12 protein-coding genes are annotated in these 12816 nt (G+C 32.9%); 4 read left to right on the top strand and 8 right to left on the bottom strand.

Annotation, left to right across the window (positions count from 1 at the left end):
• From UH1x_RS18570 to UH1x_RS18555, 4 genes are read right to left on the bottom strand one after another with little or no spacing between them, the layout of a single operon-like run.
• Entirely contained in the window at window positions 1-1431 is a 1431-nt protein-coding gene (locus UH1x_RS18570; protein WP_482623446.1) for a glycosyltransferase family 2 protein, read from the bottom strand.
• Window positions 1424-3805 carry a HEAT repeat domain-containing protein gene (locus UH1x_RS18565; RefSeq protein ID WP_482623444.1) on the bottom strand — a complete coding sequence of 794 codons (2382 nt, stop codon included), beginning with the start codon at window positions 3803-3805 and terminating at the stop codon, window positions 1424-1426. The genes UH1x_RS18570 and UH1x_RS18565 overlap by 8 nt, the downstream gene beginning before the upstream one ends.
• A 13-nt stretch (window positions 3806-3818) precedes the next feature.
• Entirely contained in the window at window positions 3819-4184 is a 366-nt protein-coding gene (locus tag UH1x_RS18560; RefSeq protein ID WP_482623443.1) for a response regulator transcription factor, read from the bottom strand.
• Window position 4185: 1 nt separating this feature from the next.
• The gene (locus tag UH1x_RS18555) at window positions 4186-5946 is read right to left on the bottom strand and encodes an ATP-binding protein (protein WP_482623441.1); all 1761 of its coding nucleotides are present in this window, start codon (window positions 5944-5946) and stop codon (window positions 4186-4188) included.
• Window positions 5947-6088: 142 nt separating this feature from the next.
• Between UH1x_RS18555 and UH1x_RS18550 the strand changes: the two genes are divergently transcribed.
• Window positions 6089-7378 (top strand): dipeptidase, encoded by a 1290-nt coding sequence (locus tag UH1x_RS18550; RefSeq protein WP_482623440.1) that lies wholly within the window; start codon window positions 6089-6091, stop codon window positions 7376-7378.
• On the opposite strand, the gene UH1x_RS18545 is transcribed toward UH1x_RS18550, so the two are convergent.
• The gene (locus tag UH1x_RS18545; RefSeq protein ID WP_036154283.1) at window positions 7375-7779 is read right to left on the bottom strand and encodes an acyl-CoA thioesterase; all 405 of its coding nucleotides are present in this window, start codon (window positions 7777-7779) and stop codon (window positions 7375-7377) included. The two genes, UH1x_RS18550 and UH1x_RS18545, sit on opposite strands and share 4 nt — an antisense overlap.
• Before the next feature lie 274 nt (window positions 7780-8053).
• Between UH1x_RS18545 and UH1x_RS18540 the strand changes: the two genes are divergently transcribed.
• Window positions 8054-8464 (top strand): glyoxalase, encoded by a 411-nt coding sequence (locus UH1x_RS18540; RefSeq protein WP_482626525.1) that lies wholly within the window; start codon window positions 8054-8056, stop codon window positions 8462-8464.
• Here the strand turns inward: UH1x_RS18540 and UH1x_RS18535 are convergent.
• Window positions 8453-9133 (bottom strand): DUF2461 domain-containing protein, encoded by a 681-nt coding sequence (locus tag UH1x_RS18535; RefSeq protein ID WP_482623438.1) that lies wholly within the window; start codon window positions 9131-9133, stop codon window positions 8453-8455. The genes UH1x_RS18540 and UH1x_RS18535 overlap by 12 nt on opposite strands.
• Before the next feature lie 94 nt (window positions 9134-9227).
• On the opposite strand from UH1x_RS18535, the gene epsC reads away from it, so the two are divergent.
• Both epsC and cysM read left to right on the top strand, forming a co-directional pair.
• Window positions 9228-10019: a serine O-acetyltransferase EpsC gene (gene epsC, locus UH1x_RS18530; protein WP_482623436.1), complete on the top strand. Its 792-nt coding sequence runs from the start codon at window positions 9228-9230 to the stop codon at window positions 10017-10019.
• The gene (gene cysM, locus UH1x_RS18525) at window positions 10012-10896 is read left to right on the top strand and encodes a cysteine synthase CysM (protein WP_482623434.1); all 885 of its coding nucleotides are present in this window, start codon (window positions 10012-10014) and stop codon (window positions 10894-10896) included. The genes epsC and cysM overlap by 8 nt, the downstream gene beginning before the upstream one ends.
• Window positions 10897-10971: 75 nt before the next feature.
• On the opposite strand, the gene UH1x_RS18520 is transcribed toward cysM, so the two are convergent.
• Both UH1x_RS18520 and corA read right to left on the bottom strand, forming a co-directional pair.
• Entirely contained in the window at window positions 10972-11514 is a 543-nt protein-coding gene (locus UH1x_RS18520) for a hypothetical protein (RefSeq protein ID WP_482623432.1), read from the bottom strand.
• Between the two features lie 188 nt (window positions 11515-11702).
• Complete coding sequence (gene corA, locus UH1x_RS18515) at window positions 11703-12797, bottom strand: magnesium/cobalt transporter CorA (protein ID WP_482623430.1); 1095 nt, start codon at window positions 12795-12797, stop codon at window positions 11703-11705.
• Between the last annotated feature and the right edge of the window lie 19 nt (window positions 12798-12816).

Below are 12816 nucleotides of genomic sequence, written 5' to 3'. Positions count from 1 at the left end.
CTAAGATGCTTTTGCAAATCCTTTTCTAACTTGGGATCCCCAACCAGATTTTATTTTAAATAATTTTTTATAATTACCCCTAACCGCAGCATATACTACAATAGGATGAAAAATGAATGGCTCCAAAACAGCCAAGCCCATTAATATTAAAATGTCTTTAGTTTTTCTGTATTGATTATATGAATACACATCCCATAGAATGGCATAGAAAGAAATCATGATCGAGAATAGAAAAATGGCCAAGGTTATCATGAAAAAGAATTCCCAATTTAGAATACCCAAATAGGCAAAAAGAATGATGGTGAAAAAACCAAAAAACTCCAATAATGGAGAAAGCCATTCATAGAAAAACCAATATGGATAGCTCAACAAGCCCAATCTACCATATTTGGAATTGAACAACATATCTTTATGCTTGAACAATGTCTCTAGATTACCACGAGCCCAACGATCTCTTTGATTCACTAATATTTTAAGATCCTCAGGAACTTCTGTCCAACATAACGGATCTGGTATATATTCTATGGTATATGGTTCTTTTCTATCATGCATGTATCTACGCATTTTAAAAACGATTTCCATATCCTCACCTACGGTATTAGTATCATAACCACCAACCGCCAATGCAATTTCACGTTCAAAAAAACCAAATGCTCCAGATATTATAAGTAGGCTATCTATTCTACCCCAAGCCATTCTTCCTAAAATAAAAGAACGGGTATACTCTAACAATTGAAATCTTGCCAGCCAATTGGTAGGCAACCTTATTTCTTCTAACTGACCACCTTGTATAACACAAGAATTGGCTACACGTATAACACCACCAACGGCAATAACCCTTTTTTTGGAACGTTGAAAAAATGATTTAACCACATGTAACAAAGCATCTGGTTGTAAAAGACAATCAACATCTATACAACCAACATATTTACTGGTAGATAATGAAACACCTGCATTTAAAGCATCAGACTTGCCACCGTTCATTTTATCCACCACGGTCAACTTTTCAAAAGCCCTGTTTTTTGATTTATAGATACCACGTACTGGTTTAGATTTCCAGTCTGGATCCATTGCCACATCTATCTTCTCAAGGTCATAAGAATCTATTAGTTTCTGTAACGTATCATCTTTACTACCATCATTAACCACCATTACGTCATAATTGACATATTGAAGCGACAATAAAGAACGAATGTTTTCTACAATAGTCAACCCTTCATTATAGGCAGGAGCAATAATAGTAATTGTTGGAGCTAGCGGAGATGCCATTATTTTGGAAATGTCCGTAAAACTGTTTTTATTTCTATAGTGAAGCGAATTTCTTGTGGAGAAATAAGCCATAAGAGAAAAAAGAATAAACAGAATTATGGTAAACACAAAGAATACAAAGTTGATGTATTCCAGTACCACACCAAATAGCTCACTATCCATTTATCTTATTGTATAAAGAGTTGGACATGGAACATAACTGATCAAACAATGTAGAACCATTATCGTTAGACACTATTTCCTTCTGATCAGTAGGTTCATTTAATTCTAGTTCAAAGTCAAGATTAAAAATTGAATCTTTATCTAATGCAGTAACCGGTGTCTGCTTATTAACGGGCGACTGAGATTTTATATGCTCTAGAACTTCTGTAGCTTTTGCAACAAGTGATTTTGAGTTAGATTCCAGAATACTTTCAAGTAAATGAATTTCTTTTTGGTCACCTACTACCAACATCTCATTTAACAACATCAATTTTGTTTCGTAATCTGCTAGATTATAAACATCTTTAAAAACACTTTCCGTAAGGTCGTTTTCTTCTGAAAACAATTCATTTGGACGCGGAGATTGATAACTGAATTTTTGAATGAGTTCATTAGCCCTATCTATAACAACATCAGAACTATTCTCTTCAACAATTTGGTATAGTAAAATTAGTTCACGGCAATCTCCAAGTTCAGATATATTTTCCAATAATACCATGGCATCAAGCTCTTCTTGACGCATAAAATTTGGAGAAAAAGAAATATCATTATTTTCAAATGAGATTATGGTTTCTTCGGCATCGGCGTCTTTAACCACAACTTTCTTTTTATCCTGATCATCAGAATTCATTGAAGACCAATCAATTTCATTGATTGTCAATTCTGAATTATTTTCGGTCTTAATAGAAGTTATTTCATTCTTTTTTTCTTCAAAAGATGCATCATCTAAAGCAAATATGGGCTCAAATTCATCTTGTTCAATAGCCAAAGTTTCTTCTGTAATTGTGGCTTCGTCCACCACTAAAGGAAGAAAATTAAAAGATAGCTCTTCTTCAGCTTGTTCTTCATGCTCTTTTTTGGATACAGGTTCAATTTCTTCCAAAGGCTCTTCTATAATCTCTTTTGCTATCTTTTCGCTATTAATATGTGGCAAAAAGCTTAAATCAATATCATCAATTGATTTTACTTCTTTAATTTCTTTAGGAAACAATTCAAGCTCCACTTCTATATCTTCTAAATCCTCTTCTTCTGAAATAGCTTCTTCAATCAAACCTTCATTAATCGACGCTTCTACTTGAAGGTCTAAAGCTTTATCCTGTTCAACAGATTTTATTTCGATTGTATCTTCTTTAACTTCAGCATCAACTTCTATCTCTGTAGAGATTTCATTAATAATGTCGTGTAAAGGAATTTCCTCAAGAACATCAACTACTTCATTTTCGTTATCTTGGGTTAAATCATCTAATTCAACATCATAAAAATCTGAGGTTGCTATATTTTTGGTAGGTAATATTCTTTCTGGATCAATTTTATTTAGAGTACCTACAACCTTACTCTTAATATTGAAGTTACGTTCTGTCAATTGTAAATTTTCTAAAAAAGAAACATCTGCTGTTGTTCCCAACTCACCAATAGCATCTAGAATAGCTATTTTAATATCATGGCTTGCCTTAGTATACACAAGCTTTAAAGTGAGTAAAGCATTCACAAAATGAAAATCTTTAATACATTCAATAGCCTCTGCCTGTATATCTCGGTTTTTATGTTTTAATAATGTGATAATTGACTGTTCAGCATCGTTCTGGCTATAATATTTAATTAATCGCAAAGCGAATAATACTACGTGTGTATTGGTGGATGTTAACCAAAGACCAAATTGTGGTGGTGTATAGTTTGGTTTATGTCTAAGTACATCCAGAAGTTTTAACTGTTGCCATTCCGCTATTTTGTATTTTGTATTATCAAGAAAATACTTAATACCCTCTTCCTTAAGATTAACCACAGCAATTTCTGCCTGTTTACGAATGGTACTTTGTCTATGGTTTATAAATTTTATGATCAATCCGTAAGCATCTTCTACCTCCATGGTAGTCAATTCTAGAATCCCGCTGGAAACAACTTGCCATTTACTACTTCTCAGCTTTTCATAAGCGTCATGATGCAATCCTAAGTCCTTATATAAATCAATAAGAACGGTTTGCGAGCTTCCGGAAAGGTCCTTCCGCAAATCCAATAATACCTCTGTAAGCACATCTCGATCAAAATTATTTTTGATCAATTCGCGTATTTGCACTTTAAGATTTAGATAATTCATTTTTTCCTCCTTTGTATTTGAATCTTCATAGAATAGAAATTCATTGATCATAGGGGAAAACTCGACCTTTTTATCTTTTGTACGACTGTTGTTAGATGTAATTTTATTTCTAATGATGAAAACACCCACAAAGTAAATTACAGCCAATACAAAAAACAGTATAGTAAGCCACCATAGATATTCTAAATTGAATTCTGGTGCGGTAATCAGCGGTATTTTAATTTGATTAGGGGGAATCAACAAATTATAATATTTATTTATTTATTTCTCTTGCTATGCGTACTAATAGTTCTGTTGGACTTACTGGTTTAGTGATGAAATCATTTGCTCCTAATTCAAAGGCGGTGAGAACATTTTGCTCATTACCTGCCGATGAAATAATTATTATAGGTGTATTCGATTTTAGGTCATTACGTACATAATCAATAAGCTCTATACCAGAACAATAAGGCATCATGATATCACTCACGATAATGTCTGGCATTTCATTCTTTAAATATTCCTTTACTTCTTTTCCGTTAGGTGAGTGATGTACGGAATAGCCACCTTTTTTCAGCCTAAAATTTAATAAAGAGGCTAAAAGTTGGTCATCATCTGCTAATAGTACACGCTTACCCATATTATTTCTTGTTCATTAATTCTAAACTCTGATTTAAATTATCCTCCAACAAAGGATAATCATTTAAGAAAACCTCATATAGTTCTTTTACTTTTTCAGGTTGATCGGTTTTGCAGCTTTGTTCTAGCTCAACTATTAAGCTTCGCATACCATCTGCTTTGATCATAGCAAACCCAGCTTTAAGTTTATGGGCAGACAAGGCTATTTGTTTTAAATCTAGAGTCTTCAAATGAATCTTTACATTACCTATAAACTCAATAGCGTTAAGTTTAAATAACTTTACTAGTTCATTCAACATATCTATTTCTCCAAAACAATCTTTCAATAATTGGTTTAAATTTAAAACCGTGGTCTCTTTAGGTTCAATCATAGGTTTTTGTAGTATTGATGAAAAATCTGCCTCTTTATTTTTTGTTTCTTTATTCTTTAAAATTGTGTTCAATAAATCGTCTAGGGTATATGGTTTTAATAAGAAATCATTGATTCCTATTTTTTTACAATCTTTGCTGTCCTGTTCCGTAAAATCTGCACTAAAAGCAATAATGGGAACCGAATTAACTCTTGAGTTTTTGTGGTCTCTAATGGCTTTGGACACCTCAAATCCGTTTTGACCGGGCATTTTTAAATCCATCAGAATTAAGTCAATTTTTCTAGAAGACAGTAAATACAAGCCTTTATCCAAATCAATATCAGCATGAACGGTACAGCCATATTGAGTTAACTGTTCAACGATTAAGTGTTGGTTCATTTTATTATCTTCAAATACCAATATTTCAGTACCTGCCAGTAACTTGCTGTCTTTACTATTTTTAGATTTCTTTAATTTCTTGCTTGGTGATGACTGCTTAGTTCCTAAAGAATAAGGCATTCTAAATCTTACAGTTGTACCGCTATTAACGGTACTATCAATTTCTATTTCACCGTTTAGCTTATCTACAATTTCTTTTGTGATAGTTAATCCAAGTCCGGTACCGCCATACTTGTTAGCAGTATTCTCTTCGGCTTGAGTATAACCATCGAAAATTGAATCTATCTTTTCTTGAGATATACCTATCCCAGTATCAGCAACAGAAAATTCTATGAAAAAATCATTGTTTTTTCTATGCTTTGTAAAGACCTCTAATTTTATAAAGCCTCTTTCAACAAATTTTACAGAGTTTCCTAAAAGGTTCAGTAATACCTGAGATAATTTAGATGGATCACCTTTAACAATTTTAGGAACATTTTCATCTATATCTATGAGTAGTTCAATTTTACGATCTACTATTAATGTTTCACATAAAAACATAACATCTTTAAGTAAACTATGCAGATTAAAGTCAACCGACTCAAAATTAGTATTACCAGAAGACATCTTGGAATACTCTAAAACTTCATTGATAAGTTTTAAAAGTGTATTTGAAGCAAATTGTATGGCATCTACTTTTTTATGCTGACCCTGAGTAAGCTTTTCTTCTTTTAAAAGATTGGCAAAACCTATTATACTATTTAATGGAGTACGTATTTCATGGCTAACATTAGCTATAAATTGCTTTTCTGAAAGTTCTTTTTTGCCATCAGCTTCAACCTCTATTTTCTTAGGTACAATTTGCTCCGCTTTAGGGGTATAAATATGTTTTTCCAAACTTGATCTAAATGCATTAAAAGAGTCTTTTAGCTCTTTAGCATCATTGGCATTTAACTCCTCAAAAGAGAACTCACTAACCGTTCTTTCCAATTGAGATAATTGACCAAGTAAATCCTTAGATTTTGAAATTGCCATAAATAGGTATTCTTTAGTTTAAGGGGGTTGTTATTTATAATTACCTAAAAATGGGTCAATACTATTGTGTGGACAATAAAAAGTTCTCAAAGGGTGGTTATTTGTTGTGAATACACTTAAATTGTAGGTCTAAACTTACTATATGAAACAGCTTATCTATTTTTTATGTTTTACAACCATTATTTCTTGTGGAGAAAAAAAAGAGAAAATTGAAGAGACCACATTAGAAAAAGCACATCGTATTCATGATGATGTCATCACTATAGATACCCATAATGACATCAATGTAAAAAACTTCACAGATAGTGTAAATTACAGTCAGAAGCTAGATTCTCAAGTGAACTTACCAAAGATGAAAGAAGGTGGTTTAGATGTTACTTGGTTGATAGTTTATACAGGTCAAGATACACTAACAGATGAAGGCTATGCCAAGGCAAAAGAGAATGCCATGTCTAAATTTGATGCAATACATAAATTATGTGAAGAAATAGCTCCTAATGATATTGAACTAGCGTTAACTTCTGCAGATGTTACCCGAATTGCTGAGTCTGGAAAAAAAGCAGCCATGATCGGTGTTGAAAACGCCTACCCTATTGGTACGGATATGTCTCAGTTTAAAACCTACCATGATTTAGGCGCACGCTACATTTCTTTGGCACATAATGGCCATAGTCAATTTTCAGATTCAAATACCGGTGAGAAAGACGACGTTTGGTTACACAATGGTTTAAGCGATCTTGGAAAGCAAGCGGTAGTGGAAATGAACAAATTGGGTATTATGATAGATATTTCCCATCCATCTAAAGAAGCCATGAAGCAAATGATAGCATTATCAAAGGCACCAATTATAGCTTCTCACTCATCAGCTAGAGCATTATGTGACCATAGTAGAAATTTAGATGACGAGCAATTATTATTGATGAAAGAAAATGGCGGAGTTGTACAGACAGTAGCCTTCAGCTCTTATTTAAATACAGAAAAGCATGAAGCTAGATCTGCATATATGAAATCGATATATCAAAAAGTAGCGGATTCTTTAGATATTAAGTGGTATGAACGTTCTCAATTTTCAAGTTTATCTGACTCAGAAAAAGAAGCTTTTATGGATAACTACCCAAAGGTTTTGAAAATAGGAAAGGAATTAGCAGCTACTAACACTGATGCACCAGAAGCTGTAAATGTTGGCGATTTTGTTGACCACATAGATTATATGGTAAAATTAATAGGTATTGATTATGTTGGTATAAGTTCTGATTTTGACGGAGGTGGTGGTATTGAAGGTTGGAGCGATGCCTCTGAAACCTTTAATGTAACCTTAGAACTTGTAGAAAGAGGATACTCTGAAGAAGATATAGCAAAATTATGGGGAGGAAACCTTATGCGAGTACTTGATGATGTACAGGCAGTTGCTAAAGAAATGGGTGAAAGTTAATTAACTTCACCCATTGCCGCTAGACGGTCTTTAACAAATTCTATTTTGGTTTTACCATGTGCTGCAGGTTTACCATTTTCACCAAGGTTTACCATAATGATATTATCAACGGTAACAATAGTTTCGTGGTTCATTTTATTACGTACCTCACAATTCAAGGTTAAAGAGGTTTTACCAAACTTAACTACTTCAATACCAATTTCTATCACATCACCTTTTACAGCGGCACTCATGAAATTAATTTCTGACATATATTTAGTAACCACTTTACCATTTTCTAGTTGAATAATAGCATATAGTGCTGCCTCTTCGTCGATCCAAGCCAATAATCTACCTCCAAACAATGTACCGTTAGAGTTTAAATCACCTGGCTTAACTAATTTTCTAGTATGAAATCTCATAGCTTCTTTATTTTGAAATTCTACAACGCAAAGTTAGTCCTAAAATTTTTCAATACTTACATTTTCTACTTCTAAGCAGACCGATTTGCCAATTGTAACAATTACGTATTTAATAAGTTACATATTAACAATTGTTGCTTGTTAGAATTATTAGAACCCTAATATTATGAGCAGTTTTTTGTCTCTAGCATGATTGTTCATAACAGGTTAAAAACTTATTACAGGGGTTAAATATCAATTTTATCTTATATGTACCTTTAGGTAAAATCAAAACATAATGGACAGGACACAGAAATTGCAATCTATTCGCCCTTTAATTGCCTCTGCCAAAATAATGCCCAACATGAGTGATGATGAAAGGTTTCAAAACCAGACATTACGCCCAATTATAAAACTTCAAAACGATTTACTTCTAGCATCTTACCAGAATTATATCCATAAAATGAAGAATAGTTTTTATGAACTAAAGATAGAAAAACGCATAGGCTACATTGCCAATTCAATTCAAAAAGATGTTAAGTTCAGAAACTCCTTAAAGGGAATGATCATTGGTCAATTTACTGTTGAAGAGTATGAAATCTATATTAAAAACTCTTCTGCGTTAAATAAAAGAATGATGAATATGGTCGTAAAAAGAATTCAAGATCAAATTCAATATTTTGAAAAATATGAACTAGTCCAATAAAGATTCGCCATTTAAATTAGTAGTTAGAATATTACTCATTAAATCAAAATAAGGGCGAATAGCTATATAACTTTCATTAACTATATCTGCGAAATCATCTGACAATACTTCTTTGTCTGTAAAGTTCTTTACGAAGATGAATTGTTTTTTGCGAATAAATTTAATGTTGGGGTCTTCTTTATCAAATCCTTTTGGTGCGGTTTTCAATTCATCACCAACTAAGTCTCCCCAAATAGATTTAAATTTTTTATCCTCTATAATATCGGTTAAGTCCGTGGTATCTATCTCCCACTCTTTTCTAATACGAAGCAAATCATTTTTTTCAGGATTCCAGAATCCTGTTGCAATAAAACTGTTTCCTGGTTCTATCTGCAAGTAATATCCACCTCTACGATGCTTACCTGCTCTAGCGAAAGAAGCGGAAAGGTGTGTTTTATAGGGTGTCTTATTTTTAGAAAAACGAACATCCCTGTAAATTCTAAATACTTTTAATTTTTCAATTTCATCATGTAATTTTAGTTTATCAAGCACATGATTAAAAAAGCTTTTCACCTTAGTCTCTTCTGCTTTAAATTCAGCCTTATGTTCCGTAAACCAATCCCTGTTGTTATTTTTCTTTAATTTATTTAAAAATTGAAATGTGCTTTTTGTAATATTCGTTTCTAACATTCGACTTAGCTGTTGTGATTTTAAGCTAAAGTTAACCATTAGATGAGAAGTACTTTTACTTATTTGGTTAATTTTGATGAACTAATGAAGAACCATGGACCATCGATCTATTATCGAAAAGATTAATACCCACAAGAAACAACCGAATTTAAGATTTCGTTTAAAAAAGAATACCGAAAAATTCACGGACCTTCTTTTTTATATGCTGTTCGATATTGAAACACCAGTAGCAGAAAGCTTAAATGCTCTTGAAAAGCAATTTGACGAACTGGTAGATCTGGCATGTTGGGAAAGTGATAAACCTTGTAAAAAGGTTTGGGAGAATTATGTAGAAAAATTGCCTTTAGTTTTGGAAAGCTTAAATCTGGATGCCGAGGCAACCGTTAATTGTGATCCTGCTTCTTTATCCATTGAGGAAGTATATATGGCCTACCCTGGTTTTTATGCTATTTCCGTATATAGATTAGCACATGAACTTTACAGGACGGGATTCCCCTTAGTACCCCGTTTAATGACCGAATATGCTCACCGGCAAACAGGTGTAGATATTAACCCTGGTGCTCAAATAGGAAAATCTTTTCACATTGATCACGGAACAGGTGTTGTCATTGGTGAAACCGCCATAATTAAAAATGACGTAAAAATATATCAAGGTGTTACTTTAGGCGGATTGTTTGTTGCGAAAAAGCTACAGCAGACCAAACGGCACCCTACCATTGAAAATAATGTAACTATATATGCCAATGCCACTATTTTAGGTGGAGAAACAGTTATTGGAGCAAATAGCATCATAGGAGGAAATGCTTGGATAACTGCATCAGTACCACCAAATTCAACAGTATTTCATACACCAGAAATTAAAATAAAAACATTACCCCATGTCTAATTCAATTGTATCGCTAATAGGTAATACACCACTAGTAAAATCAAGAGTATTAAATACAAACCCCAATGTATCCGTTTATTTTAAAATGGAAGGACACAATCCTGGTGGTAGTGTAAAAGATCGCGCCGCATACAACATGATCAAAACCGGTTATGATAACGGAGATTTTACCGCTAATGATAAATTAATAGAAGCTACTAGTGGAAATACCGGTATAGCCCTAGCTATGATTGCCGGGATATATGGTCTTGATATTGAACTGGTCATGCCAGAAAACTCTACCATAGAACGCGTACAGACCATGAGAGCATATGGTGCTAAAGTTACCCTGACTTCCTCTGATATAGGTATTGAAGGGGCACGTGATTATGCTGAAAATAAGGTAAAGAATGATGGTTATATCATGATGAACCAATTTGGTAATCCAAATAACTGGAAAGCACATTATAATACTACTGGACCCGAGATATGGAAAGATACCGAGGGTAAAGTAACTCACTTTGTTTCTGCAATGGGTACCACTGGTACTATAATGGGTACTTCTACTTTTTTAAAGGAGAAAAACAGTGATATTCAAATTGTAGGGGTTCAACCTAGTGACAATGCTCGCATACCAGGAATTCGAAAATGGCCACAAGAATATCTGCCAGAAATATTCGATGCTAAAAAAGTAGATCGTATTATGGAGGTAAATGAAATGGAAGCTAAAGCAATGGCAAGAAAGTTAGCCAAAGAAGAAGGTATTTTTTCAGGAATGAGCAGCGGAGGTGCTGCTACCGTTGCATTACGTTTGGCACAAGAGATTGAACATGGAGTTATTGTCTCTATAGTTTGTGATCGTGGAGATCGTTATTTATCATCAAACTTGTTTGATTAAGCAATTTATAGACATGATATAAAATAAAAAAGAGCCGTTATAACGGCTCTTTTTTGCATTCAGAAAGTTAGCATATTACTTCTCTAACATGGCAGTTTCTTTAGGTTTACTATACTCTTCAACCAAAAATTCTAAATTTTCACCATGCTCATTAGTAAATACATAAGTTGTTTTATTATTCATCATTTTTTTGCTTTTAAGGCTTATATTTTCAACAACCTTTAAATTATCACCTTCATTCATGGCTACCACCAATTCATCGTTTTTAGAAACTAAAACAAAATCTTCAGGTGTTTTAGATTCATAGCTAAAAACAATCTTTTCATCAAAATCATCATCATCGTCATTATCTATATTGACCGTTTTAATAATGGTGGAAACGCTGTCCACTACCCTATCTTGATCAACTTTACCTTCATCTTCTTTGGAACGTTCAATGGTGTTTAAACGCTTCGTGGTAATTTCAACGGTATTCTTTACTAATTTTTTACCATCGTTTACAGTATAAGATTTTGAGATCTTGGTATCCAATACTTCTTGATCTTTTTCTTGAGCCATTACCGTTCCTGTTAGTAACAACAATCCAGCAATAGACATATACATCGTTCTAATTTTCATATATAAATTTTTAAAATTAACTTTTGACTTCATCTTAAAAGATATGAAGTCTCTCACATCTAATATTTTAGATATTGGCAAGTTATATGAAAACAGAAATAGTCAGTGACCCATAAAAATTAATAATTAATGGATTTGATTTTAAGAAATAAGAACAGTAAAATGTGATGTTTTAAGTACTTATGAATTTATAGCCATTTTTTCTTTTTAAAATAAATCATCATTCCAACAAAAAGAACGATCATTACTACCCATACAACATAATAACCGTATTTGTAATGAAGTTCAGGCATATGGTCAAAGTTCATACCGTAAATACCCGCAATAAAAGTTAAAGGAATAAAGATAGAAGCCATAATGGTTAAAACTTTCATAACCTCGTTCATTTTATTACTCATATTACTCATGTACATTTCCATTAAACTCATAGACATTTCACGGTATATCTGTAAACTTTCGTTGATTTCTATCGCATGATCTAAAACATCACGCAAGAACAATTTGGTATCCTTTGTAATCTTAGGGTTTTCTGAATCTATCAGCCTACTGATCAATTCTTTTACAGGATAAATCCATCTTCTAATCTTTAAAATTTCTTTCTTTAATTGCTGAATATTTTGTGCTACAATGGGTTCAGGGTTCTGATAAACCTCTTCCTCTAAATTCTCTATTCTATTATTAAGATTTTCAATAGCTAAAAAGTAATTATCTACGATAGCATCTAATAAGGCAAAAAATAGATAATCTGCCCCTCTTGTTCTAATACGACCAAGCTTCCCGGTAATTCGTTCACGTAAACCATTAAATACATCTGCCTTAACCTCTTGGAAAACCAAAACTGTGTTTTCATGCAAAACAATGGCTATATGCTCCCCTATAATCTCATCTTCTCCAGATATGTATAGCATTCTGAATACTCCAAAAATATAATCATCATATTCATCTATTTTAGGTCGCTGCTCCGTATTAACAATATCTTCAAGTACTAAAGGGTTCAGATTATAGTGTTTACCTAGCTTTTCAATAAAAGGCTCATCAGTAATACCTACCACATTTACCCAAGTAATTTTATCTGCACATTCCTCTTTAAAAAACTGGTCTAAATTTTCAAACTCATTTGTTTCAAATCCGTCGGCATTATAGGTGGTGCTATATATGACACTATCACTTCGTTCCTTATCACCCATATAACTTATGGTTCCCGGAGCTTTGCCTAACTTATTTTGTTGGCGAGATTTCTTCTTTTTTCTTTTAGGGAAGTTGAGCTTTTTGTTTGTAGCCATGAACAATTTTATTAATATG

Source organism: Maribacter sp. UH1, from assembly GCF_056839145.1.
This window is presented reverse-complemented; position numbering and strand designations above follow the sequence as displayed.